Source organism: Pseudomonas sp. C5pp (genome assembly GCF_000814065.1).
Taxonomy (GTDB): Bacteria; Pseudomonadota; Gammaproteobacteria; order Pseudomonadales; family Pseudomonadaceae; genus Aquipseudomonas; species Aquipseudomonas asiatica.
In genome coordinates this window covers 34,869-57,391 of record NZ_JWLN01000010.1, presented here as the reverse complement: position 1 = coordinate 57,391, position 22,523 = coordinate 34,869, and the positions used below count along the sequence as shown (strand labels likewise).

At 62.3% G+C, this 22,523-nt stretch carries 24 protein-coding genes and 1 pseudogene; 19 read left to right on the top strand and 6 right to left on the bottom strand.

What is annotated here, in order from left to right:
- Nucleotides 1-159 precede the first annotated feature (159 nt).
- A complete protein-coding gene (locus RR51_RS10180; RefSeq protein WP_003258733.1) occupies nt 160-639 on the top strand; it encodes an Lrp/AsnC family transcriptional regulator in 480 nt (159 codons plus the stop codon).
- A gap of 47 nt (nt 640-686) precedes the next feature.
- On the opposite strand, the gene RR51_RS10175 is transcribed toward RR51_RS10180, so the two are convergent.
- Both RR51_RS10175 and RR51_RS10170 read right to left on the bottom strand, forming a co-directional pair.
- On the bottom strand, nt 687-1,139 hold the full coding sequence (locus RR51_RS10175; RefSeq protein WP_039613406.1) for a helix-turn-helix domain-containing protein: 453 nt from the start codon (nt 1,137-1,139) through the stop codon (nt 687-689).
- A gap of 173 nt (nt 1,140-1,312) precedes the next feature.
- Complete coding sequence (locus tag RR51_RS10170; protein WP_013972601.1) at nt 1,313-1,999, bottom strand: hydrolase; 687 nt, start codon at nt 1,997-1,999, stop codon at nt 1,313-1,315.
- 263 nt (nt 2,000-2,262) lie between these two features.
- Between RR51_RS10170 and RR51_RS10165 the strand changes: the two genes are divergently transcribed.
- Nucleotides 2,263-2,724 carry a Rid family hydrolase gene (locus RR51_RS10165; protein WP_039613405.1) on the top strand — a complete coding sequence of 154 codons (462 nt, stop codon included), beginning with the start codon at nt 2,263-2,265 and terminating at the stop codon, nt 2,722-2,724.
- Between the two features lie 20 nt (nt 2,725-2,744).
- Here the strand turns inward: RR51_RS10165 and RR51_RS10160 are convergent, their stop codons facing one another.
- Nucleotides 2,745-3,722, bottom strand: a complete 978-nt coding sequence (locus tag RR51_RS10160; protein WP_236693262.1) for a LysR family transcriptional regulator — start codon at nt 3,720-3,722, stop codon at nt 2,745-2,747.
- A gap of 165 nt (nt 3,723-3,887) precedes the next feature.
- Between RR51_RS10160 and RR51_RS10155 the strand changes: the two genes are divergently transcribed.
- Nucleotides 3,888-4,310, top strand: coding sequence for a PA0061/PA0062 family lipoprotein (locus tag RR51_RS10155; protein WP_039613404.1), 423 nt, complete (start codon nt 3,888-3,890; stop codon nt 4,308-4,310).
- A gap of 281 nt (nt 4,311-4,591) precedes the next feature.
- A complete protein-coding gene (locus tag RR51_RS10150) occupies nt 4,592-4,813 on the top strand; it encodes a DUF3077 domain-containing protein (RefSeq protein WP_052261049.1) in 222 nt (73 codons plus the stop codon).
- A gap of 86 nt (nt 4,814-4,899) precedes the next feature.
- Here RR51_RS10150 and RR51_RS10145 read toward each other — a convergent pair whose 3' ends face one another.
- The gene (locus RR51_RS10145; RefSeq protein WP_039613403.1) at nt 4,900-5,652 is read right to left on the bottom strand and encodes a hypothetical protein; all 753 of its coding nucleotides are present in this window, start codon (nt 5,650-5,652) and stop codon (nt 4,900-4,902) included.
- A 182-nt stretch (nt 5,653-5,834) separates the two neighbouring features.
- On the opposite strand from RR51_RS10145, the gene arfB reads away from it, so the two are divergent.
- On the top strand, nt 5,835-6,248 hold the full coding sequence (gene arfB, locus RR51_RS10140; protein WP_039613402.1) for an alternative ribosome rescue aminoacyl-tRNA hydrolase ArfB: 414 nt from the start codon (nt 5,835-5,837) through the stop codon (nt 6,246-6,248).
- 870 nt (nt 6,249-7,118) lie between these two features.
- On the opposite strand, the gene paaX is transcribed toward arfB, so the two are convergent.
- On the bottom strand, nt 7,119-8,042 hold the full coding sequence (gene paaX / locus RR51_RS10135; protein ID WP_177328652.1) for a phenylacetic acid degradation operon negative regulatory protein PaaX: 924 nt from the start codon (nt 8,040-8,042) through the stop codon (nt 7,119-7,121).
- A gap of 77 nt (nt 8,043-8,119) precedes the next feature.
- Complete coding sequence (gene paaY, locus RR51_RS10130; RefSeq protein ID WP_039613400.1) at nt 8,120-8,719, bottom strand: phenylacetic acid degradation protein PaaY; 600 nt, start codon at nt 8,717-8,719, stop codon at nt 8,120-8,122.
- Between the two features lie 355 nt (nt 8,720-9,074).
- Here paaY and paaF point away from each other — a divergent pair, with 355 nt between their 5' ends.
- The 14 genes and pseudogenes from paaF (at nt 9,075) to RR51_RS10060 (ending at nt 22,513) form a co-directional block, all read left to right on the top strand.
- On the top strand, nt 9,075-9,848 hold the full coding sequence (gene paaF, locus RR51_RS10125; protein WP_039613399.1) for a 2,3-dehydroadipyl-CoA hydratase PaaF: 774 nt from the start codon (nt 9,075-9,077) through the stop codon (nt 9,846-9,848).
- Nucleotides 9,849-9,882: 34 nt separating this feature from the next.
- Nucleotides 9,883-10,674, top strand: coding sequence for a 2-(1,2-epoxy-1,2-dihydrophenyl)acetyl-CoA isomerase PaaG (gene paaG / locus RR51_RS10120; protein ID WP_015270321.1), 792 nt, complete (start codon nt 9,883-9,885; stop codon nt 10,672-10,674).
- A gap of 2 nt (nt 10,675-10,676) precedes the next feature.
- A complete protein-coding gene (gene paaH / locus RR51_RS10115; RefSeq protein WP_039613398.1) occupies nt 10,677-12,194 on the top strand; it encodes a 3-hydroxyacyl-CoA dehydrogenase PaaH in 1,518 nt (505 codons plus the stop codon).
- Entirely contained in the window at nt 12,187-12,627 is a 441-nt protein-coding gene (paaI, locus tag RR51_RS10110; RefSeq protein ID WP_013972610.1) for a hydroxyphenylacetyl-CoA thioesterase PaaI, read from the top strand. Before paaH ends, paaI begins: the two co-directional genes overlap by 8 nt.
- Nucleotides 12,620-13,840, top strand: coding sequence for a 3-oxoadipyl-CoA thiolase (gene pcaF, locus RR51_RS10105; protein ID WP_039613397.1), 1,221 nt, complete (start codon nt 12,620-12,622; stop codon nt 13,838-13,840). The genes paaI and pcaF overlap by 8 nt, the downstream gene beginning before the upstream one ends.
- Before the next feature lie 121 nt (nt 13,841-13,961).
- Nucleotides 13,962-15,281, top strand: a complete 1,320-nt coding sequence (gene paaK / locus RR51_RS10100; RefSeq protein ID WP_039613396.1) for a phenylacetate--CoA ligase PaaK — start codon at nt 13,962-13,964, stop codon at nt 15,279-15,281.
- A 246-nt stretch (nt 15,282-15,527) separates the two neighbouring features.
- On the top strand, nt 15,528-16,517 hold the full coding sequence (paaA, locus tag RR51_RS10095) for a 1,2-phenylacetyl-CoA epoxidase subunit PaaA (protein ID WP_015270325.1): 990 nt from the start codon (nt 15,528-15,530) through the stop codon (nt 16,515-16,517).
- A 25-nt stretch (nt 16,518-16,542) separates the two neighbouring features.
- Nucleotides 16,543-16,824: a 1,2-phenylacetyl-CoA epoxidase subunit PaaB gene (gene paaB, locus RR51_RS10090; RefSeq protein ID WP_013972614.1), complete on the top strand. Its 282-nt coding sequence runs from the start codon at nt 16,543-16,545 to the stop codon at nt 16,822-16,824.
- Between the two features lie 8 nt (nt 16,825-16,832).
- A complete protein-coding gene (gene paaC, locus RR51_RS10085) occupies nt 16,833-17,591 on the top strand; it encodes a 1,2-phenylacetyl-CoA epoxidase subunit PaaC (protein WP_039613395.1) in 759 nt (252 codons plus the stop codon).
- Complete coding sequence (gene paaD, locus RR51_RS10080) at nt 17,578-18,111, top strand: 1,2-phenylacetyl-CoA epoxidase subunit PaaD (RefSeq protein ID WP_013972616.1); 534 nt, start codon at nt 17,578-17,580, stop codon at nt 18,109-18,111. The genes paaC and paaD overlap by 14 nt, the downstream gene beginning before the upstream one ends.
- 15 nt (nt 18,112-18,126) lie before the next feature.
- Nucleotides 18,127-19,203, top strand: a complete 1,077-nt coding sequence (gene paaE, locus RR51_RS10075) for a 1,2-phenylacetyl-CoA epoxidase subunit PaaE (RefSeq protein WP_039613394.1) — start codon at nt 18,127-18,129, stop codon at nt 19,201-19,203.
- A gap of 169 nt (nt 19,204-19,372) precedes the next feature.
- Nucleotides 19,373-19,681: a DUF485 domain-containing protein gene (locus tag RR51_RS10070; RefSeq protein WP_004376242.1), complete on the top strand. Its 309-nt coding sequence runs from the start codon at nt 19,373-19,375 to the stop codon at nt 19,679-19,681.
- Nucleotides 19,672-21,240 (top strand): annotated as a pseudogene (locus RR51_RS10065) (cation acetate symporter); the annotation flags it as partial. The gene RR51_RS10070 and the pseudogene RR51_RS10065, both read left to right, overlap by 10 nt.
- Before the next feature lie 40 nt (nt 21,241-21,280).
- A complete protein-coding gene (locus RR51_RS10060; protein WP_039613393.1) occupies nt 21,281-22,513 on the top strand; it encodes an OprD family porin in 1,233 nt (410 codons plus the stop codon).
- Nucleotides 22,514-22,523 lie beyond the last annotated feature (10 nt).

The window sequence follows — 22,523 nt, the reverse complement described above, 5'->3', positions numbered from 1 at the left end:
AAGGTCCCTCTCATGCGCCCCGCAGGCCATATTCGGCCGGGCTGCTAAGCTCAGTTGATGGTAAAGAGCTGGCGCGCAGGGAATCGTGCAAATTGGCGCGTCCTTGCGGCGGATTCATTGCAGTTTTTCAGGGAAGACACGTGAAAAATGACAGACGCCATGGATCTGAAGATTCTGGGAAAGCTGCAAAAGGATTGCAGCCAGAATCTGGAGTTGCTCAGCGACAGCGTTGGGCTGTCTTCCACCAGTTGCTACCGGCGTATCAGGCGCCTGGAGAGCGCAGGCATCATCAAGGCCAAGGTCGCGATACTGGACGAGCGCAAGCTTGGCATTCAGGTGACTGCCTTCTTTTTGGTGAAGCTGGACCGCGACAGCAACGACATCGACCGCAAGATGCAGCACATCCTGGCCAGCCACCCGGAGATTCAGGACTGCTACCTGATGACGGGCGAGTTCGACTTCGTGATGGTTGCCAAGTTTCGCGATGCCACCGAGTACACCGACTATATCTACCGGTTTCTCGACACCTACCGAGATATTCCGATTCGCACTTATTCCTCGACGTTGGTGGTGCGCACGGTAAAGAAATCGTACGAATTGCCGCTGGGAGGAGGGCTGCAGCAGGCTGTCGATGCCTGACAAAGCTAGCGCGGTACCTTGAACCGCTCGTGATACTCAGCATTTATTCAGAGGTAGATTGGTGCCGTAGCGTCGGAAGAGTACAGATGTGCTCCTTGATTGAGCAAAGGCTCAGTTTGAATGGACGCTTGTCGCTGCCAGGCCTGCGGCGACATCCCCTCGGCCTTCACGAATGTGCGACAAAAGTGGGACTGATCGCAGAAACCGCACTCCAGTGCGATCTCAGCGAGCATCATTCCCGAGCCCCCCAGTAGTTCCTTGCTTTTGCGCAACCGTTGTTCACGCATCCACTGCTGCGGGGGCACGTGCATGGTATCCCTGAACATTCGTGTGAAATGGCTACGCGACAGCGAGCAGGCTTGGGCGAGTTCCGTAACAGTTATGCCAGTGTCCAGGTTCTCCAGCATCAACCTCTTGGCAGTCGTGACCTGCCAGGGCTTGAGGAGCCCGGTCGTTTTCAGTGCGACAGTCGCCAGCACAGTGCAGTGATCGCTGTTCATACAAATCCATTAATCAATGAAGTGGGCACGCACGTATCGAGTGGGCAGAGCAGGCCACTGCAGCCTCGGGCGGGCTACAGACGATAACGCTCGATTCGATGGCCTGGCTCAGCCAGCCGGCGTACCCATCAGCGGGTCAATGAACAGCCCCTGGATGCAGGGGCTGGCAATGGTCAGACAGCGGCAGCAACCGGGGCCAGGGTTGGGCCGTGCTGAACGCGCTCTGGTGCTTTGTGCACCATGGTGTAGGCATAGTCGACACCCATGCCGTAGGCGCCGGAGTGTTCTTTCACCAGTGCCATGACGGCATCGTAGGTATCGCGGTTTTTCCAGTCGCGCTGCCACTCCAGCAGCACTTGTTGCCAGGTCACCGGAACCACGCCTGCCTGAATCATGCGCTGCATGGCGTAGTCGTGGGCTTCCTTGGTGGTGCCACCGGAGGCGTCGGCAACCATGTAGATTTCATAGCCGGCATCGTTCATCGCCGACAGCGCGAAGGTGGTGTTGCACACCTCCGTCCACAGGCCGGAAACGATGATCTTGTTGCGCCCGTTTTTCTTCAGCGCGTCACGCACCTTCTGGTCATCCCAGGAGTTCATGGAGGTTCGCTCCAGCAGCGGAGCGTCGGGGAAGACGGCGAGCAGCTCGGGGTAGGTGTGCCCAGAGAAGCTTTCAGTCTCGACCGTCGTGATGGTGGTGGGCACATTGAAAATCCTGGCTGCCTTGGCCAGGCCCACGGTGTTGTTCTTCAGCGTCTGGCGGTCGATGCTCTGGACGCCGAAGGCCATCTGTGGCTGCTGATCGATGAAGATCAGCTGGCTGTTGAATGGGGTCAGTACTTCAGTTTTCGGATTGTTCATTTGTGTTCCCTGTCAGCTGGATGATGGTCATCGCACAAGTCACGGCGCCTGCTTTCTGCAGGCTGTGCTGAGGCACTGGATGACGTCCTCAGTGATGCCCGTTGCTTGAGTCCGAGAACAAGATAGCCAATCGCAGAGCGAAGCGGTGGCGCACTTTTGCGCTCTCAAAGGCGCATTAATGCGCCCTTCGTTTGTTCATCCTGTTGCTAGTATTCGCACGCAAACGCGGGTCTACCTGATCCGGTTTACGCCAGGAGAAAGCGATGGCAGCTTCACAACCACTCAACAAACAAACCGCCTATTGGGGCGTCCCGTGGGAGAGTTCTTACGGGTATCCGCAGGCACGGCGGGTAGGGGGTGAGATCTACGTATCGGGCCAGTTCAATCATGACGAAGAAGGGAACCTGGTCGCGCCGGCACCCTTGGATCGTGACGGCAGGCCCTGTGATTTCTCTTCGATGGGGGATCAGATGCGCGCCGCCTACGACAATATTGCCAAGCTGCTCGCGCTATACGGAGCGACGCTTGAAGATGTCGTGGAAGAGACGCTCTACGTACTGGACATGGACGCGGCCTTTGCCGTGGTCGGCAAGGTGCGCAAGGCCGCCTACGGCACGGAACGGCCTCAATGCGCCAGCAACATCATCGGCGTATCGAGGCTTGCCCAGCGCCCACAGCTGATCGAAATCGCCTGCAAAGCGGTACTTGGCTCACACGCAGAGTGACCCGCACTCCCGGTTTCGCTCTACGTGACCGGGAGTACCAGTTGGCCCTCGATCAACGGCTTCTGGTTGGCAACGGCAGCTGCACAGAACGTCATGAATGCTTTGACCCGCCACGATTTACGGATGTCCTGGTGCGTCAGCAGCCACAGCTCATCCTGCAGCTCCGGCACCACCGGGCCGACGCGTTCAAGCCCAGGCGTGATATCACCCAACATGCAGGGCAAAAAACCCACTCCCAGGCCTGCCGCGATTGCAGCACTTGCCGCAGCAACCGAATCAGTGCGGTACGAGATGCACTCGGCAGCGACCCTGTCTTCGACATAGCTCGTTGCCTTGAGGCCGCGTAGCGCTGCGGAATAGGAAACCCATGCCTGGCCTTCAGTGAACAGAGGAGTAGGCAATGTGTGGTTGCTGCTGCCGTAGGGAGCCCAGGCGATTGTGGCCAGTTTGCGGCCCACCAGGCTTTCGGCGGGTTTCCTGGTCGCCCGAACCGCTATATCCGATTCGTCTCGCGCAAGGCTCAGTGATTCGTTGCCCACCAGCACCTCAATCGTGATGCCTTCATTGAGGGCCTTGAAGTCCGCGATGATGGGGGTGAGGAAGTAAAGCAGCAGTGAGTCGCTGGTAGTGATACGAAGCTTTCCGAGTGGCCCCTGGCCGGCGCGCGAAACGCGTCGCGTCACGCTGACGATGTCCAGCTCCACGCGCTCGGCGAGGGCACGCAATTCCGCGCCCTCGATGGTGAGCAGATAGCCCGATTTGCGGTGATCGAACAAGGCTACGCCAAGTGTTTTTTCAACCTGGGAGACCCTGCGGGAGACGGTGGACACGTTGATGCCGAGCTTCTTGGCTGTGGCAGCGCGATTGCCACACTCACTGAGCGTTTTGATGATCCGCAGGTCGTCCCAGGAGAGCTGGTTGGCAGCCTCGCCCACGTTCCATTTCACGTCCTTGGGGGTAGCCGGGGCAGTTGGGGCATTTCCAGGTAACGACTTCACGAAATCCGTTCCAGATCAGATTGCAGCGATCATACGAGAAGGGGCTGCGTGAACCAAGTATCAGCATGAAGGCGAAGGAGGGGGCTTCGGTCGTCCCTTCATGCACACTCAACACTTGTCGGCGTTATCCTGTCTGTTGAGCCGAGAGCCTTTGGGAAACTAATAATGCGCAAGTTGACACTGTTGTTGGCGATCGCTGCATTTGCGGGTTGCCAGGCGCCGATGCCAACTGCCAACCCACAGATGGCTTGGGTCGATCTCTCGACGCCATTCCCGAATGACCGTGTGCTGTTGGCCGAACGCCTGGATAAACAACGCCTGCGTGATGGGCGCTTCTTTGAGGTCAGCCCCGGCAGCCATGAATTGGTCGTCAGGTTCGACTACGAAGTAAATGGTGGCGGTGGCATCAGCCTGATGGGAGGTACCACGGTAAGGCAATGCTACCTGACCATCGACTACGAGCATTTCAAGGCTGGGCAGCGCTACGTGCTCGAGGCCCGCTCCATGGCCATGACGCCAGAGGCGAGGCTTTATGATGCGAAGGGAGAGATTGTGGCAGAGGTTACGGAATTCTATTGCCTGATGTGATGGTGAATCGTTCATAGTTCATTGATTACAACTAGCCTCGAAAAATCAGATTTTTTCGCTTTCTTGTAGGGCATTTCCCAAAGATACTGTTGCCGCCTATTTTCCGTTGCGGGTGCTCTGGCACGGCTCTAGTCTGGGCCTGTCGCTGCTCATCAGTGACACGGCTTTGACAGGCCGTAACGGTTTAAGCATTCGGCTTTCCCTTTATGGTGGCTGTGCGTGGGGCACGCTTGCGTGCGCCGGAACTTGCTTATTCCGCCGGTCTGTCAACCTACGTACAGCTGCCACCCTTCTGTTTGACAGCAGTCAGGTGGCGCACTCATAAAGGTAATAAGCAATGCAAGAGCGCTCGGGAGCAGTCTTCGGAATTGATGGGGTACGTGCGGGAACTGACGATTGTCGGGTTGATGGATGAAAAGCCGATGATGATCTGGGCTGCGCATTACCTGAGCGCGTTGGCCAAGGCGCTTATGGACGATGCCGAACTGGGTATGATGTGCTGACTTCATTCCACCCGCGGCGGTACGCGAAACGCGGCCGCCTTCACATCAGTGTATGTCTTACGTCCGCCCCGGATGTAGGCATACGCTCAAACGGCGATGAGCTTCCGGTTCGGATCTTGCTGCATGAAGAGCAGGATGTCGAAGACCCGACCAGGCTCGAATTGAAGGGCAGGGTGATCGCTCTTCAAAACGGCTTCAGTCAGTAGCTCCTTGTTTTGCTCCCAGCATTGACCAAGCGAGAAAGGCAGCCTGCAGAGCTTTTGTCCGGCAGCTTTTTGGGTGTCGCTGGGGAGCAGGTAGCGAGAACTGCTGAATCCTTGAAAACCCGCGTGCTGCAATCCTTTTCTTACCTGGCTATCCAATGCAGGCATGAATCCCGTTATCAGCAGTAATGCTTTCATGGGGTAAGTGACATTGGTGTTATTAACGAACAGAGCCTCGGCCAGCATCTTCAAGACCCCGAGCAGATCTGCATCAAAATGAGCCGCTGACGGATAAAGCCCCTCGGTGGTGAAGATCCGTTTATCTGCGGATGACAGCGCGAATCCACGCAGTTGGTGACTGTCAAAACGGACAAGCTTGGCGTGTAGGTTCGGGTCGCAAAGCCTTGCTGCGGCTTGAGAAGGCAGGTGCAGCATCGGGGCCTTTCTCGCGCCTGCGCCCCAGTTCATCAAAGCACTTCGAAGCGCGTCGGCCAGCGCTGTGGCGTTTTGCGTCGTGAGAGCAGTCAGGTAGGCTGCTGAAATTTTCCTCACCCGAGAAAAGTCTTCATGGTAAGAGGAATTGAATCTGTTGATCGCGGAACGGATGTCTATCTCTTCACCAACCACTCTAAGCATGTTCGATCCATTGGGTAAGGCGGCTAGGCACCCGGACGTGAGTCTGACCAGCGGTGCCAGATTGTATTAGCGGCCAGAATACCATCAAATGGCCATCTTTGAGCTTCGGTCTCTCGGATCGAGCAGACTTCCCGGATTGCTTGGCGAGCCTGGATAATGGAGGGAATCACAAGGGCCATGCCATGCTGACCATCTCTAATAACGTGCATCTGCCAGATGCCGACATCGAACTGACATACATCCGCGCGCAAGGCGCAGGTGGGCAGAATGTCAACAAGGTGTCCAGCGCCGTGCACCTGCGCTTCGACATTCCCGCCTCGTCGCTGCCCGAGTTTTACAAGGAGCGGCTGTTGGCGCTGCGTGACAGTCGCATTACCGGCGACGGCGTGTTGATCATCAAGGCACAACAATACCGCACACAAGAGCAGAACCGTGCTGACGCACTGGCGCGACTTGCCGAGTTGATCATCAATGCCGGCAAGACCGAGAAGAAACGCCGTCCCACCAAGCCAACCCTCGGCTCGAAGACCCGTCGTCTCGAAGGAAAAGCCAGGCGCAGCACTGTCAAGGCGGGTCGGGGTAAGGTGGAGTTCTAGGCTCTGTACAAAATGAGATGTCTCAAGCCAGTGAGATCATGGCGGCGTGGTTTTGCGAGCTTGTGGAAGCGTGGGGGCTTGATAGACGAATGGGGACAGAATACGGACGGGCACTTCCAAATACGTCATTTAACATAATACTCATTATGCGCTAGTCTATATTTGGTCACCGGACCACGAGTGAGGCACTTTGGGACCAGGGAAAGCTCCCTGGTCTAGATAATCCGTCCTGATCCATCGCCCGCTTCGCCGACTTTGGTGCTGGATGCGTTAGCCTTGCCTTTTGACTGCTGGCTACCGCGACTTGGACATCAGGCCAGCCATTTGCACCTGTACCCTGAGTGCTTGAAAGAAACCTGGTACGGTCACCCTCGACCTTGTTTACCAAGACAAATCCGGCGCATGCATGACCACACTGACGACTAGCACCTGTCAGCCAGCGCCATCGAGGTTGCCACGCTGCCCATCGCCGGCAACCCAACTCCCGGTCGATCGGTTAACGCGGTCAATTGTAGGAGCGGCCTTGTGTCGCGATGGGCTGCAAGGCAGCCCCAGCAATTCATGCGTTTGCTTTGAAACCTTGGGGTGCTGCGCAGCCCATCGCGACGCAAGGCCGCTCCTACAAGGGCCAGCAGGATTGGGAAGACAGTTGTTTACATCTCACGCAGACCTCAAACCACGAACCATCCCTGTGGGTGCTGGCCTGCAAGCGATGTGACCAATACAAGCGACAAAAAATACATGAGGACCGCGCGATACCTGAGGGCCAGGCATACCCCCCATTTGCCATGCTGTATATGCAAATAAGGTATAACTACACTAAATACTCATTTAGCGTAGTTATATAGAACCCGCCTCTGCACCCAATCCTCAAACAAGCCCGCCAAAACGCCTGTAAAAGCCTTCATTCACATCCGGCAACGGCCCATCAGCCGTCTCCAGCGCTGCATTCAGCCATTCTTCCGCCTTGGCAAACACCAGCCGATAGAGGTTACGGCACAACTGTCGCGCGGCCCTTCCCTCCCAATCCCCAGGCAGCAGCTCGTCCGGCAGTTGCGGGTCGCGCAGCAGCAGCCGGCGGTATTCGTGAATCAGCAGCGTACGTGCCAGGAAACAATCCTGCGCATCGAGCTGTTGCTGCTCTTTCAAACCTTGCCACAGCGGCCTGAACAGCTGGATGAACTCGCTGTACTGCTGCCCCAGTTCGTCGATGCGCCAGCTTTCCCGCACCTGGGCACGCATGGCCTTGGATGCCAGCACTTCCTGGGTGTGGGTTTCGAAGACGATGCTGTCGTCGCTCGCCTCCAGGTCACGCAAGGTGGCGGCCAGGTCGGCGCGGTCTGCCCGTGGGCAGCCCAGCAGGTTCGGCGCAATGGTCCCGAAGCCCTGCCACTCCAACTCTTCCCGCAAAGCCTTGCGCTTGCCGGCCTCCAGTTGCGAGAGCAAAACCAGTGTCCAGGCACCGTCCCAGGCTGGCTGGCTGGGGCTGTAGACCCGCTTGAAGGCCTTCTCGAAACGCCGGCGGCCGGTACCTGTCAGGCTGTAGTAGCTGCGGCGGCCAACCTTTTCGGCAGTGAGCCAGCCTTCCTTGGTAAGGCGGAAGATCGATGTGCGGATCAGGCGCTCGTTGATGCCGATCGGTTCCAGCAGGTTGATCAGGCTACCCAGCCAGACGGTTCCGCCGTGGGGCTCGATGGCGTCGCCGTACAAAGTGATGATCAGGGAACTGGCGCGGATCGGCGTCTGTTCCTGGAAGCGGGTGATCAGGTTGTTCAGTGGGGCGAGATTGCTCATGGGCGAACTGTGCGCGGTTAAAGCACCGACTATACCTGCGCGGCAGGCCGCCTGACCATTGCGTGACGCTGCCAGGCTCATGCCGATGCCTGGCCTTTGGGCCTGACGCCGGTGTCTTCCATGCGTGGGCGCTCGGGCTCGACCTCGGTCAGTGGCGAGCATTCGACCATGCTGTTCATGCAGCGTTGCGCCAGGTGCTGGTACTCCGCCGTGCCGCGTTGCTTCCAGACCAGTTCCTGTTCGGTCAGTGGGCGCTTGACCTGAGCTGGCGAGCCCATCACCAGGCTTTGTGCCGCACATTCGAAACCCGCCTTGACGAATGCCGTGGCCGCGACGATGCAGCGCGGTGCCACATGGGCGCCATCCATCACCACCGCGTTCATGCCGATCAAGGCGTCTTCACCGACGCGGCAGCCGTGCAGCACGGCGCCATGCCCGACATGCCCGTTGCGTTCGACCACCGTATCGCCGCCCGGAAAACCATGCATCACGCAGGTGTCCTGCAGGTTGGCACCCTCCTCCAGCACGATACGGCCGAAATCCCCCCTTAGTGACGCCAGTGGGCCGACGTAGCAACGAGGGCCGACGATGACATCACCAATCAGCACGGCGCTGGGGTGCACGTAGGCTGTCGGATGAACCACGGGCGTCAGGCCGTCCAGTCGATAGCAAGGCATGGCAAAGCTCCTGAAATGATTTCAAATGCGCCTTGATCTTGTATCACAATCTTGTGATGCGTCAATCGCCATGGTCGTGTATCGCTTTTGCTGGGGTCATCGCGCTCCATTAAAATCAGCGTAATTCGTTGATTAAAATATGATGAAGCGATTCAACATCATAAAACCCTTTGCTGAGGCAGGTGTCACCCCTGCAAAAAGAGATACATGAAACAATTTTGAATGTTGCATTATTGTATCGCGTAATGCATATACTGGTTCCACCTGGACGTGACCCCCGCATCACGCCCCTGCAAACAATTCCAAGAAATGCCGGCCCCACGATGTGCCGTGCGTGCAGCCAGAGGAACCCGACATGCCGCGATATCTCGATGTGCAGGCGCCTGAACACGGCGTCCAGCTCATTACCCTGCAACGGCCCGAGGCGCTCAACGCCCTGTGCACCGAGCTACTGGCAGAGCTGGCCGCTGCGCTGGAAGCGGCCGGGCAAGACGAACAGACCCGCGCGGTGGTCATCACCGGCAGCCGCAAGGCATTCGCCGCAGGCGCCGATATCCGCGAGATGGCCGAGCGCGACCTGGTCGGCATCCTCAACGACCCCCGGGTGGCCCACTGGCAAAGCATCGCCGCCTTCGCCAAGCCACTCATCGCCGCCGTCAACGGCTACGCCCTGGGTGGCGGCTGCGAACTGGTGATGTGTGCCGACATCGTCATCGCCGGCAGCGACGCCCGTTTCGGCCAGCCGGAAATCAACCTCGGCATCATCCCCGGTGCCGGTGGCACCCAACGCCTGCTGCGGGCAGTAGGCAAGCCGCTGGCCATGCAAATGGTGCTGACCGGTGAAGCCATCACCGCCCCTCATGCATTGCAGGCCGGGCTGGTCAGCGAAATCACCCAGCCGGAACTCACCGTAGAACGCGCCCTGCACATCGCCCGCAGCATCGCCGCCAAGGCCCCGCTGGCAGTGCGCCTGGCCAAGGAAGCGTTGCTCAAGGCCGGCGATACCGACCTGGCCAGCGGCCTGCGTTTCGAACGCCATGCCTTCACCTTGCTGGCCGGCACCGCCGACCGCGACGAAGGTATCCGTGCCTTCCAGGAAAAACGCCAGGCCCGCTTCCAGGGCCGCTGATCATCTTTCCCTCGACTGACGGAGCGAGTCTGTCATGACTTTCCAGCACATCCTGTTTTCCATCGAGGACGGCGTCGCCCTCCTCTCGTTGAATCGCCCCGAGCAGCTGAACAGCTTCAATACCGCCATGCACCTGGAAGTGCGCGAGGCGCTCAAGCAAGTACGCCAGAGCAGCGAAGCCCGGGTGTTGTTGCTGACTGCCGAAGGCCGGGGTTTCTGCGCCGGCCAGGACCTGTCCGATCGCAACGTCGCCCCGGGTGCCGAGATGCCGGACCTGGGCGAATCGATCGACAAGTTCTACAACCCGCTGGTGCGCACCCTGCGCGACCTGCCGCTGCCGGTGATCTGTGCGGTGAACGGCGTGGCAGCCGGCGCCGGTGCCAACATCCCGCTGGCCTGCGACCTGGTGCTGGCGGCCCGCTCGGCCAGCTTCATCCAGGCCTTCTGCAAGATCGGCCTGGTACCCGACTCCGGCGGCACCTGGCTGCTGCCGCGCCTGGTCGGCATGGCACGGGCCAAGGCCCTGGCCATGCTGGGCGAGCGCCTGGGCGCCGAACAGGCTCAGCAATGGGGGCTGATCCACCGCGTGGTGGACGATGCCGCGCTGCGTGACGAAGCCCTCACCCTCGCCCGCCAGCTCGCCACCCAGCCCACTTACGGCCTGGCCCTGATCAAGCGCAGCCTGAACGCCAGTTTCGACAACGGTTTCGATGAACAGCTGGAGCTGGAGCGCGACCTGCAGCGCCTGGCCGGGCGCAGCGAGGACTATCGCGAAGGCGTTAGTGCCTTCATGAACAAGCGCACGCCGGCATTCAAGGGGCGTTGATCATGAGCGCACTCGCAAGCAATGCCCAGGTGGCGGTGATCGGTGCAGGTGCCATGGGCGCAGGCATTGCCCAAGTTGCGGCCCAGGCCGGCCACCCGGTAAAGCTCTACGACAACCGCCCGGGCGCTGCCGCCCAGGCGGTGGCCGGCATAGACCGGCAACTTGCCCGCCTGGTGGAAAAAGGCAAGTTGCAGGCTGCCGAGCGGGAAGCCATAAGCGCCCGGCTGTGCCCGGTAGACGCCCTCGAAGCCCTGGCCGATGCTCGCCTGGTGATCGAGGCCATCGTCGAGAGCCTACAGGTCAAGCAGACGCTGTTCAGTCAGCTGGAAGCCTTGTGCGCCACCGACTGCATCCTCGCCAGCAATACTTCGTCGCTGTCCATCACCAGCCTCGCCGCCGGGCTGCAACGCCCGCACCAGGTGGTTGGCATGCACTTCTTCAACCCGGCGCCGCTGATGGCCCTGGTCGAAGTGGTCTCGGGCCTGGCCACCGCCCCGGCCGTTGCCGCGTGCATTCATGCCACCGCCCAGGCCTGGGGCAAGCAGCCGGTGCACACGCGCTCCACGCCGGGCTTCATCGTCAACCGCGTGGCGCGGCCGTTCTACGCCGAAAGCCTGCGCCTGCTGCAGGAAGGCGCAGCCGATTGCGCCAGCCTCGATGCGCTGCTGCGTGATGCCGGTGGCTTCCGCATGGGCGCGTTCGAACTCACCGACCTGATCGGCCATGATGTCAATTACGCGGTTACCTGTTCGGTCTTCGATGCGTTCTATGGCGACTTCCGCTTCCAGCCTTCGCTGGTGCAAAAAGAACTGGTGGACGCGGGCCGCCTCGGGCGCAAGACCGGCCAAGGCTTCTATAGCTATGCCGAAGGCGCCGAACGCCCGCAGCCAGCCGAACTGCATAGCCCCGCCAGCGTCGATGCTTGCGTCGTCGAAGGAGACCTGGGGGTGATGCAGCCTCTGGCCGAACGCCTGCGCCAAAGCGGCGTCGCCGTGACCCAACGCGCCGGCAGCGGCCTGATCCAGGTGGGCGATGCCACCCTGGCGTTGTCCGATGGCCGCCTGGCCAGCCAGCGCGCCCGGGAAGACGGCCTGCGCAATCTGGTGCTGCTCGACCTGGCCCTGGACTACGGCACCGCCACCCGCCTCGCCATCAGTTGGTCGGCCGACACCAGCGACAACGCTCGCGACCAGGCGGTGGCCTTGCTGCGGCGTGCCGGCCTGAAGGTAACGGCGGTCGCCGACCTGCCCGGCCTGGTGGTGCTGCGTACCGTGGTGATGCTGGCCAACGAGGCCGCCGATGCCGTGCTGCAAGGTGTCGGCAGCGCCGCCGACATCGACCTGGCCATGCGCGCCGGCGTCAACTACCCCTGCGGCCCGCTGGCCTGGGCCGCGAACCTCGGCATCCCCCACACCCTGCGCGTGCTCGACAACCTGCAGCGCAGCTACGGCGAGAGCCGCTACCGCCCTTCCCTGCTGTTACGCCGCTGCGAAGCCAAAGGAGGCACCCTGCATGACTGAAGTCGAACTGGCACAAGCCTGTGCCGAGGCCATGTACGCCCGCGACCAGGCCACCCAGGGCCTGGGCATCCGCCTGCTGGAAGCCGGCCCGGGCCAGGCATGCCTGCGCATGCCGGTACGCGCCGACATGATCCAGGGGCATGGCACCTGCCATGGCGGCTTCCTGTTCGCCCTGGCCGACTCGGCGTTTGCCTTCGCCTGCAACAGTCACGACCAGGCCACCGTCGCCCTGGGCTGCAGCATCGACTATCTGGCCCCGGCGCTGCGCGATGACGTGCTTACCGCTCGCGCCAGCGAGGTCAGCCGCAAGGGCCGCACCGGCCTGTACCACGTCCGCATCGAGAACCAGCGCGGTGAGCTGGTGGCGATGTTCCATGGCAAATCCTACAAAGTGCGCGGCACCGTGCTGGCGCAGGAGACGCAAGATGACTGAACACACCCTGGCCGATGCCTTGATCATCGACGCCGTGCGCACCCCCATCGGCCGTTATGCCGGCGCCTTGAGCGGCGTGCGCGCCGATGACCTGGCCGCCATCCCGCTCAAGGCCCTGATCCAGCGCCACCCCGAACTGGACTGGAAAGCCATCGACGACGTCATCCTCGGCTGCGCCAACCAGGCTGGCGAGGACAACCGCAACGTCGCGCACATGGCCAGCTTGCTGGCCGGGCTGCCGATCGAAGTGCCGGGCACCACCATCAACCGCCTGTGTGGCTCCGGCCTGGACGCCATCGGCAATGCGGCCCGCGCCCTGCGCTGCGGCGAAGCCGGGCTGATGCTGGCCGGCGGCGTGGAGTCGATGTCACGCGCGCCGTTCGTCATGGGCAAGTCGGAGCAGGCGTTCGGCCGTGCGGCCGAACTGTTCGACACCACCATCGGCTGGCGTTTCGTCAACCCACTGATGAAGGCGGCCTTCGGCACCGATTCGATGCCGGAAACGGCCGAGAACGTTGCGCAGCAGTTCGGTATTTCTCGCGCCGATCAGGACGCCTTCGCCCTACGCAGCCAGCACAAGGCCGCCGCTGCACAGGCACGCGGGCGCCTGGCACAGGAAATCGTGCCGGTCGAGATCCCGCAGCGCAAAGGGCCGGCCAAAGTGGTCGAGCACGACGAACATCCCCGCGGCGACACCACCCTGGAGCAACTGGCCAGGCTGGGTACCCCGTTCCGCGACGGCGGCAGCGTCACCGCCGGCAATGCCTCCGGGGTCAACGATGGTGCCTGCGCCCTGCTGCTCGCCAGCAGCGCCGCCGCCCGCCGTCATGGCCTGAAGGCTCGCGGCCGCATCGTCGGCATGGCGGTGGCCGGGGTCGAACCACGGCTGATGGGCATCGGCCCGGTACCGGCTACCCGCAAGGTGCTGGAGCTTGTCGGGCTGTCGCTGGCCGACATGGACGTCATCGAGCTCAACGAGGCCTTTGCCGCCCAAGGCCTTGCGGTACTGCGCGAGCTCGGCCTGGCCGACGACGACGCGCGGGTCAACCGCAACGGCGGTGCCATCGCCCTTGGCCACCCGTTGGGCATGAGCGGTGCACGCCTGGTCACCACCGCGTTGCACGAGCTGGAAGAAACCGCCGGACGCTACGCCCTGTGCACCATGTGCATCGGCGTTGGCCAAGGCATCGCGATGGTCATCGAACGCCTCTGAGCGGTTCAGACCATCGGCTTGTTACCGAACCGAACGCAGCCGTATATGCTGCTTCCATGACACTCACCACGCGGCCTGCAACCGGTACCGCGCGGCGTACAAGAACAATTCGAGTGAAGCCATGAACATGTACCATGATGCCGATCGTGCCCTGCTGGACCCGATGGAAACCGCCAGTGTCGACGCCCTGCGCCAGCACCAGCTGGAGCGCCTGCGCTGGAGCCTGAAGCACGCCTACGACAACGTACCGCTGTACCGCCAGCGCTTTGCCGAGTGCGGTGCCCACCCCGACGACCTCAAGTGCCTGGAAGACCTGGCGAAGTTCCCCTTCACCGGCAAGAACGACCTGCGCGACAACTACCCCTACGGCATGTTCGCCGTGCCCCAGCAAGAGGTGGTGCGCCTGCACGCCTCCAGTGGCACCACCGGCAAGCCGACGGTGGTGGGCTACACCCAGAACGACATCGATACCTGGGCCAATGTGGTCGCCCGCTCGATCCGTGCCGCGGGTGGGCGCAAGGGCGACAAGGTGCATGTCTCCTACGGCTACGGCCTGTTCACCGGCGGGCTTGGCGCGCATTACGGTGCCGAGCGCCTGGGCTGCACGGTGATCCCCATGTCCGGTGGCCAGACCGAGAAGCAGGTGCAGCTGATTCGCGACTTCCAGCCCGACATCATCATGGTCACCCCCTCCTACATGCTCAACCTGGCCGACGAGATCGAGCGCCAGGGCATCGACCCGCAAGACCTCAAGCTGCGCCTGGGCATATTCGGCGCAGAGCCGTGGACCGACGAGCTGCGCCGCTCGATCGAGCAAAGGCTGGGCATCGATGCCCTCGACATTTATGGCCTGTCGGAAATCATGGGGCCTGGGGTGGCGATGGAGTGCCTTGAAACCAAGGATGGCCCGACCATCTGGGAGGACCATTTCTACCCCGAGATCATCGACCCGGTCACCGGCGCGGTGCTGCCGGACGGCCAACTGGGCGAACTGGTGTTCACCTCGCTGAGCAAGGAAGCGTTGCCCATGGTGCGCTACCGCACCCGCGACCTCACCCGCCTGCTGCCCGGTACCGCCAGGCCAATGCGGCGGATCGGCAAGATCACCGGCCGCAGCGATGACATGCTGATCATTCGCGGGGTCAACGTGTTCCCGACCCAGATCGAGGAACAGGTGCTAAAAATAAAACAGCTTTCCGAGCTTTATGAGATTCATCTGTATCGCAATGGCAACCTGGATAGCGTCGAGGTGCATGTGGAACTGCGTGCGGAGTGTCAGCACCTCGATGAAGGCCAGCGCAAGCTGTTGACCGGGGAGCTGACCAAGCAGATCAAGACCTATATCGGCATCAGCACCCAGGTGCGCCTGCAGCCCTGCGGCACGCTCAAGCGTTCCGAGGGCAAGGCCTGCCACGTGTTCGACAAACGGTTGGCCAGCTGATTCATTCGGCTGCCTTTTCGGCCCCGGCATCGTCCGGGGCTTTTTTTGCTTTTTTTCGGCTGGCCTCTTCGCGGGTAAACCCGCTCCTACAGGAATTGCATGATGCCTGGGGGCTGCACATGACCTGTGGGAGCGGGTTTACCCGCGAAAGTGATACACAAATCTCATGCGATACACATAAAACCGTTTGACGTTATGTTTTGTATCGCTTACAAATGACTCATGCCTTAGCAGGAGTCGGAACACATGTACGCACAGCTAGTGGAAACCGGAGTCAAGCGCGTCAAGTCGCTGGAAGAGATGTCGCCCGAGGAGCGCAACTTCCAGGAAAAGATCGACGCCGAAATCAAGATCGAAGCCAAGAACTGGATGCCCGAGGCCTACCGCCAGACCCTGATCCGGCAGATCTCCCAGCACGCCCACTCGGAAATCGTCGGCATGCTGCCCGAAGGCAACTGGGTCACCCGTGCCCCCAGCCTCAAGCGCAAGCTGCAGCTGATGGCCAAGATCCAGGACGAAGCCGGCCACGGCCTGTACCTGTACAGCGCCATGGAAACCCTGGGCGCCGACCGTGATGAGGAAATCGCCAAGCTGCACAGCGGCAAGGCCAAGTACTCGAGCATCTTCAACTACCCCACCCTCAGCTGGGCCGACATGGGCGCAGTGGGCTGGCTGGTGGACGGCGCCGCCATCGTCAACCAGGTGGTGCTGCAGCGCACCTCCTACGGCCCGTATTCGCGCGCGATGATCCGTATCTGCAAGGAAGAGAGCTTCCACCAGCGCCAAGGCTACGAAATCCTCCTGACCATGATGCGCCACGGCACCCAGGCCCAGCGCGACATGGTCCAGGACGCGATCAACCGCCTGTGGTGGCCGGCACTGATGATGTTCGGCCCTAGCGACGAGCACTCCCCCAACAGCGCCCAGTCCATGGCCTGGAAGATCAAGCGCCAGACCAACGATGAACTGCGCCAGCGCTTCATCGACCAGACCGTGCCGCAGCTCGAACTGCTCGGCTGCACCGCCCCCGACCCCGAACTGAAGTGGAATGCCGAGCGCGGTCACTACGACTTCGGCGAAATCCAGTGGGACGAGTTCTACGAAGTGATCAAGGGCAATGGCCCGTGCAACCAGGAACGCGTCGCCACCCGGCGCAAGGCCATCGAGGACGGCGCCTGGGTACGCGAGGCCGCCGTGGCCTACGCGCGCAAGCAACAGAACAAGAACGCCGCCTGAGCGGCGATTGATGCGGAGATCGAAAATGTCTGTCTGGACCCTCTACGAAGTGTTCGTGCGCAGCAAGCACGGCCTCAACCACAAGCATGTTGGCAGCGTGCACGCCGCCGATGCCGCCATGGCCATCGAAAACGCCCGCGAGCTGTACACCCGCCGCAGCGAAGGCGTGAGCCTGTGGGTGGTGCCCTCGGCACTGATCACCGCCTCTTCCCCGGACGAGAAAGACCCGCTGTTCGCCCCTGCGGACGACAAGGTCTACCGCCATGCCAGCTTCTACGAACTGCCCGACGAAGTCGGACACATGTGAGGTTGGCCATGCACAACGAAACCCTTGTCCCTTACCTGCTGCTGCTCGGCGACAGTGCCCTGGTGCAGGGCCAGCGCCTCTGCGAATGGTGTGGCCGCGCCCCGGCCATCGAAGAAGAGCTGGCCCTGATGAACGTCGGCCTCGACCTGGTAGGCCAGGCGCGCAACTGGCTGGAGTACGCCGCCGAGCTGCTCGATGATGGCCGTGACGCCGACGCCCTGGCCTTCCGCCGTGACGAGCGCGCCTATCGCAACCTGTTGCTGGTCGAGCAGCCCAACGGCGATTTCGCCGTGACCATGACCAAGCAGTTCTTCTATGACGCCTGGCATTTCGCCGTGCTTCAGGGCCTGGCCGGCTCGAACGACGAGCGTATCGCCGGTATCGCCGCCAAGGCCCTGAAGGAAGTCACCTACCACCTGCGCCGCTCCAGCGAGTGGGTGCAACGCCTGGGCGGTGGCACCGAAGAAAGCCGCCAACGCATGCTCGCGGCCATCCCGGCACTGTGGCGCTTCACCGTCGAACTGGCCGCAGGTAGCGACAATGAAGTGCACCTGGCGCAAGCGGGTATCGCCGCCGACCCCGCTGCCGTCGGCGCGGCCTGGCTCAAGCAGGTTGGCGAGACCTTCGCTTCGGTCGAACTGCCGTTGCCCAAGGCCGCCAGCCACTTCTACCTGGACGGCCGCAAAGGCCTGCACACCGAGCACCTGGGCCTGCTGCTGGCCGAGATGCAGTTCCTGCCAAGGGCGTACCCCGATGCAACCTGGTGAGCTGATTGCCGGCGACCGTGGCGCCCGCGCGCCACGCGGCGATGACCTGGCCCGGGCCTGGGCGGTACTGGCCCAGGTCATGGACCCGGAAGTGCCCGTGGTCAGCGTGGTCGACCTGGGCATCGTGCGCGACCTCGACTGGCGCGCCGGGCACCTGCATCTGGTCGTCACACCGACCTACTCCGGCTGCCCTGCCACCGAGGTGATCGAAGGGGATATCCGCCAGGCGCTGGAGCAGGCCGGCTTCCCCGCGCCGCTGCTCGAGCGCCGACTGACCCCGGCCTGGAGCACCGACTGGATCAGCGAACTGGGCCGCGAGCGCCTGCGCGCCTACGGCATCGCCCCGCCACAGGGCAGCACCAGCAAACGCAGCCTGCTCGGCGAGGCGCCGCAGGTGTGCTGCCCGCAGTGCGGCAGCGCCCATACCGAATTGCTCAGCCAGTTCGGCTCCACGGCTTGCAAGGCGCTTTACCGCTGCCGCGAGTGCCTGGAGCCGTTCGACTATTTCAAATGCATTTGAGCCGTGGAGAACGCCATGAGCCAGTTTCACAGCCTGACCATCAAGCAAGTGCGCAACGAGACCCGCGATGCGGTGTCGATTGCCTTCGACGTGCCCGAGCACCTGCAGGCGCAGTTCCGTTTCACCCAGGGCCAGTACCTGGTCATGCGCACCCAACTGGATAACGAAGAAGTCCGCCGTTCCTATTCCATCTGCAGCGCCGTGCAGGATGGCGAACTGCGTGTGGCGGTGAAGCGCGTGCCAGGCGGGCGCTTCTCGGCCTTTGCCAACGACGTGCTCAAGGCAGGCCAGCAACTGGAAGTGATGCCGCCGTCGGGCAGCTTCTTCGTGCCACTGGAGCCGGCCCGCCAGGGCAACTACCTGGGCGTGGCTGCCGGCAGCGGCATCACGCCGATCCTGTCGATCATCGCCACTACTTTGGCCAGCGAGCCGCACAGCCGCTTCACCCTGCTGTACGGCAACCGTTCCAGCTCTGGCGCACTGTTCCGCGACAGGCTGGAAGACCTGAAGAACCGTTACCTCGACCGCCTGAACCTGATTTTCGTGTTCAGCCGCGAGCAGCAGGATGTCGACCTGTACAACGGCCGCATCGACGCCGACAAGTGCGCGCAGCTGTTCTCCCGCTGGATGGACGTTGCCAACCTGGACGCTGCATTCATCTGCGGCCCACAGGCGATGACCGAGACGGTGCGCGACAGCCTGCAGGCCAATGGCCTGGCCAAGGACCGTATCCATTTCGAGCTGTTCGCTGCAGCCGGCAGCGAAGCCCGCCGGGAGGCCCGCGAGGCGGCGCGTCAGGTGGACTCGGCGCTCAGCCACATCACCGTGATCAGCGACGGCCGCGCCCTCACCTTCGACCTGCCACGCAACACCCAGAACGTGCTGGACGCCGGCAATGCAATCGGCGCCGAGCTGCCGTACTCGTGCAAGGCCGGCGTGTGCTCGACCTGCAAGTGCCGGGTAATCGAGGGCGAAGTGGAGATGGACAGCAACCATGCCCTGGAGGATTACGAAGTGGCGGCCGGGTATGTGCTGTCGTGCCAGACCTACCCGGTGAGCGACAAGGTGGTGCTCGATTTCGACCAACTCTGAGACCGCGTCGCCTGCTTCGCGGGCGCGCCCGCTCCCACAGGGATAGCACAAGTCTCAAGCACGCCGCCGCACCTGTGGGAGCGGGCATGCCCGCGAAGAGGCCCTAAGCAACACCGCAACACCCGCGTGACCTCAACAAAACAATTACAACACCCAGAGATCGCAACCCATGACACCCGAACGCATCGAAAGCATCGCCAACCACCCCGACTTCCAGCACCTGGTGCAGCGCAAACGCCGCCTCAACGGCAGCCTGACCCTGGCCATGCTGGTGATCTACTACGGCTTCGTCCTGCTTGTGGCGTTTTCCCCCAGCACCCTCGGCCAGTCCCTCAGCGGTGGCGTGACCACCGTTGGCATGCTGGTGGGCGTGCTGATGGTACTGCTGTCCTTCGCCTTGACCGGCATCTACGTGCACCGCGCCAACAACGTGCTCGACCCGCTCAACGACAAGGTCAAGCAGGAGTGCGCACAATGAACTGGACTGCCATCTCGATGTTCATGGTGTTCGTCTGCTTCACCCTGCTGGTCACCCGCTGGGCTGCCATGCGCACCCGCTCGGCCAGCGATTTCTACACCGCCGGCGGGGGCCTGACCGGCATGCAGAACGGCTTGGCGATCGCCGGCGACATGATCAGCGCCGCCTCGTTCCTGGGCATTTCGGCAATGATGTTCATGAACGGCTATGACGGCCTGCTGTATGCCCTGGGCGTACTGGCCGGCTGGCCTATCATCCTGTTCCTGATCGCCGAGCGCCTGCGCAACCTGGGCAAGTACACCTTCGCCGACGTGGTCAGCTACCGCCTGGCGCAAACCCCGGTGCGCCTGACATCGGCCTTCGGCACCCTGGTGGTGGCGCTGATGTACCTGGTGGCACAGATGGTCGGTGCCGGCAAGCTGATCGAACTGCTGTTCGGCATCAGCTACCTGTACGCGGTGATGCTGGTCGGTGTGCTGATGGTCGCCTACGTCACCTTCGGCGGCATGCTCGCCACCACCTGGGTGCAGATCATCAAGGCGGTGATGCTGCTTTCAGGTACCAGCTTCATGGCCTTCATGGTGCTAAAGCATTTCGGCTTCAGCACCGAAGCGATGTTCGCCAGCGCCGTGGCCGTGCATGCCAAGGGCCAGGCGATCATGGCCCCGGGCGGCCTGCTGTCCAACCCGGTGGATGCCATTTCCCTGGGCCTGGGCATGATGTTCGGTACTGCCGGCCTGCCGCATATCCTGATGCGCTTCTTCACCGTCAGCGACGCCAAGGAAGCGCGCAAGAGCGTGTTCTATGCGACCGGGTTCATCGGTTACTTCTACCTGCTGCTGATCGTCATCGGCTTTGGTGCGATCGTCATGGTCGGCACCGAACCGTCCTACCGTGATGCCACCGGCGCCATTATCGGCGGCGGCAACATGGTCGCCGTGCACCTTGCCCAGGCCGTAGGTGGCAATCTGTTCCTCGGCTTCATCTCCGCCGTGGCCTTCGCCACCATCCTGGCAGTGGTCGCGGGCCTGGCGCTGTCCGGTGCATCGGCGGTTTCCCACGACCTGTATGCCTGCGTGGTGCGCCAGGGCAAGGCCAGTGAACAGGAGGAAATGCGCGTGTCGCGTATCGCCACGCTGCTGATCGGCCTGCTGGCGGTAATCCTCGGCCTGATGTTCGAGTCGCAGAACATCGCCTTCCTCTCGGGGCTGGTGCTGGCCGTGGCCGCCTCGGTCAACTTCCCGGTGCTGCTGCTTTCGATGTTCTGGAAAGGCCTGACCACCCGCGGCGCAGTGTGCGGCAGCATGGCCGGCCTGGTTTCGGCGGTGCTGCTGGTGGTACTGGGCCCGGCGGTGTGGGTCAACGTGCTGCATCACGAAACGGCGCTGTTCCCCTACAGCAACCCGGCACTGTTCTCCATGAGCCTGGCCTTCCTCGGCGCCTGGGTGTTCTCGGTTACTGACAGCTCCGAACGCGCCAACCAGGAACGTGGCCGCTACCTGGCCCAGTTCATCCGTTCCATGACCGGAATCGGCGCCGCCGGCGCCAGCAAGCACTGACTCTCAGGGAAGAACAACCATGTCGGGTAAAACAACAACAATGAACCGCACGCACTTCATTTCGGCCGCCTGGCTGGCGACCCTCGCCCTGCCGATGCCGGCGATGGCAGACTTCATCGGCGACAGCCACGCCCGGTTGGAGCTGCGCAACCATTACCTCAACCGCGACTTCCGCCAAAGCAATGCACCGCAGGCCAAGGCCGAGGAATGGGGCCAGGGCTTTACCGCCAAGCTGGAGTCGGGCTTCACCGAAGGCCCGGTCGGCTTTGGTGTCGACGCCATGGGCCAACTGGGAATCAAGCTCGACTCCAGCCGCGACCGGCGCAATACCGGCCTGCTGCCTTTCGGCCCGAACAGCCATGAACCGGTCGACGACTACAGCGAACTGGGCCTGACCGGCAAGGTGCGGGTGGCCAAGAGCACCCTGCGCCTGGGGACCTTGCAACCGATCCTGCCGGTGGTGGTGTACAACGACACCCGCCTGCTGGCCTCCACCTTCCAGGGTGGCCTGCTCACCAGCCAGGACCTGGCCGGCCTGACCTTCAACGCCGGCCGCCTGACCAAGGCCAACCTGCGTGATTCCTCGGGCCGCGACGACATCGGCTACGGCGCCGCCAGCAGCGACCACCTGGACTTCGGCGGCGGCAGCTACGCCATCACCCCGCAAACCAGCGTCAGTTACTACTACGCCAAGCTCGAGGACATCTACCGCCAGCAGTTCGTCGGCCTGATCGATACCCGCCCGCTGGGCGAAGGCCTGAGCCTGCGCACCGACCTGCGCTACTTCGACAGCCGCAACGACGGCGTCGAGCGTGCCGGCAACATCGACAACCGCAACTTCAACGCCATGTTCACCCTTGGCGTACGGGCCCACAAGTTCACCGCCGCCTGGCAGCAGATGTCCGGCGACAGTGCCTTCCCGTTCGTGAACGGCGGCGACCCGTTCACCGTCAACCTGGTCACCTACAACACCTTCACCCGCGCCGGGCTGGACTCGTGGCAGGTGCGCTACGACTACGACTTCGTAGCCATGGGTATCCCCGGCCTGAGCTTCATGACCCGCTACACCGATGGCCGCCACGCCGAAACCGCCACGGTCAGCAACGGCCGTGAGCGTGAGCGCGACACCGACATCACCTATGTCATCCAGAGCGGCCCGTTCAAGGACGTCAGCCTGCGCTGGCGCAACGTCACCTTCCGTTCCGGCAATGGCCTGACCAACGCCGTGGACGAAAACCGCCTGATCATCGGCTACACCGTGGCGCTGTGGTAACAGCGCCCCC

Excerpts from the sequence above, each read along its gene's own strand:
- paaX (WP_177328652.1), bottom strand. The coding sequence starts at position 8,042 with ATGAGCAATCTCGCCCCACTGAACAACCTGATCACCCGCTTCCAGGAA.
- paaC (WP_039613395.1), top strand. The coding sequence starts at position 16,833 with ATGCACAACGAAACCCTTGTCCCTTACCTGCTGCTGCTCGGCGACAGT.
- paaK (WP_039613396.1), top strand. The coding sequence starts at position 13,962 with ATGAACATGTACCATGATGCCGATCGTGCCCTGCTGGACCCGATGGAA.
- paaD (WP_013972616.1), top strand. The coding sequence starts at position 17,578 with ATGCAACCTGGTGAGCTGATTGCCGGCGACCGTGGCGCCCGCGCGCCA.
- paaG (WP_015270321.1), top strand. The coding sequence starts at position 9,883 with ATGACTTTCCAGCACATCCTGTTTTCCATCGAGGACGGCGTCGCCCTC.
- RR51_RS10175 (WP_039613406.1), bottom strand. The coding sequence starts at position 1,139 with ATGAACAGCGATCACTGCACTGTGCTGGCGACTGTCGCACTGAAAACG.
- RR51_RS10170 (WP_013972601.1), bottom strand. The coding sequence starts at position 1,999 with ATGAACAATCCGAAAACTGAAGTACTGACCCCATTCAACAGCCAGCTG.
- RR51_RS10070 (WP_004376242.1), top strand. The coding sequence starts at position 19,373 with ATGACACCCGAACGCATCGAAAGCATCGCCAACCACCCCGACTTCCAG.
- RR51_RS10180 (WP_003258733.1), top strand. The coding sequence starts at position 160 with ATGGATCTGAAGATTCTGGGAAAGCTGCAAAAGGATTGCAGCCAGAAT.
- paaF (WP_039613399.1), top strand. The coding sequence starts at position 9,075 with ATGCCGCGATATCTCGATGTGCAGGCGCCTGAACACGGCGTCCAGCTC.
- RR51_RS10060 (WP_039613393.1), top strand. The coding sequence starts at position 21,281 with ATGAACCGCACGCACTTCATTTCGGCCGCCTGGCTGGCGACCCTCGCC.
- arfB (WP_039613402.1), top strand. The coding sequence starts at position 5,835 with ATGCTGACCATCTCTAATAACGTGCATCTGCCAGATGCCGACATCGAA.
- paaA (WP_015270325.1), top strand. The coding sequence starts at position 15,528 with ATGTACGCACAGCTAGTGGAAACCGGAGTCAAGCGCGTCAAGTCGCTG.
- paaE (WP_039613394.1), top strand. The coding sequence starts at position 18,127 with ATGAGCCAGTTTCACAGCCTGACCATCAAGCAAGTGCGCAACGAGACC.
- RR51_RS10145 (WP_039613403.1), bottom strand. The coding sequence starts at position 5,652 with ATGCTTAGAGTGGTTGGTGAAGAGATAGACATCCGTTCCGCGATCAAC.
- RR51_RS10165 (WP_039613405.1), top strand. The coding sequence starts at position 2,263 with ATGGCAGCTTCACAACCACTCAACAAACAAACCGCCTATTGGGGCGTC.
- paaY (WP_039613400.1), bottom strand. The coding sequence starts at position 8,719 with ATGCCTTGCTATCGACTGGACGGCCTGACGCCCGTGGTTCATCCGACA.
- paaI (WP_013972610.1), top strand. The coding sequence starts at position 12,187 with ATGACTGAAGTCGAACTGGCACAAGCCTGTGCCGAGGCCATGTACGCC.
- paaB (WP_013972614.1), top strand. The coding sequence starts at position 16,543 with ATGTCTGTCTGGACCCTCTACGAAGTGTTCGTGCGCAGCAAGCACGGC.
- paaH (WP_039613398.1), top strand. The coding sequence starts at position 10,677 with ATGAGCGCACTCGCAAGCAATGCCCAGGTGGCGGTGATCGGTGCAGGT.
- pcaF (WP_039613397.1), top strand. The coding sequence starts at position 12,620 with ATGACTGAACACACCCTGGCCGATGCCTTGATCATCGACGCCGTGCGC.
- RR51_RS10155 (WP_039613404.1), top strand. The coding sequence starts at position 3,888 with ATGCGCAAGTTGACACTGTTGTTGGCGATCGCTGCATTTGCGGGTTGC.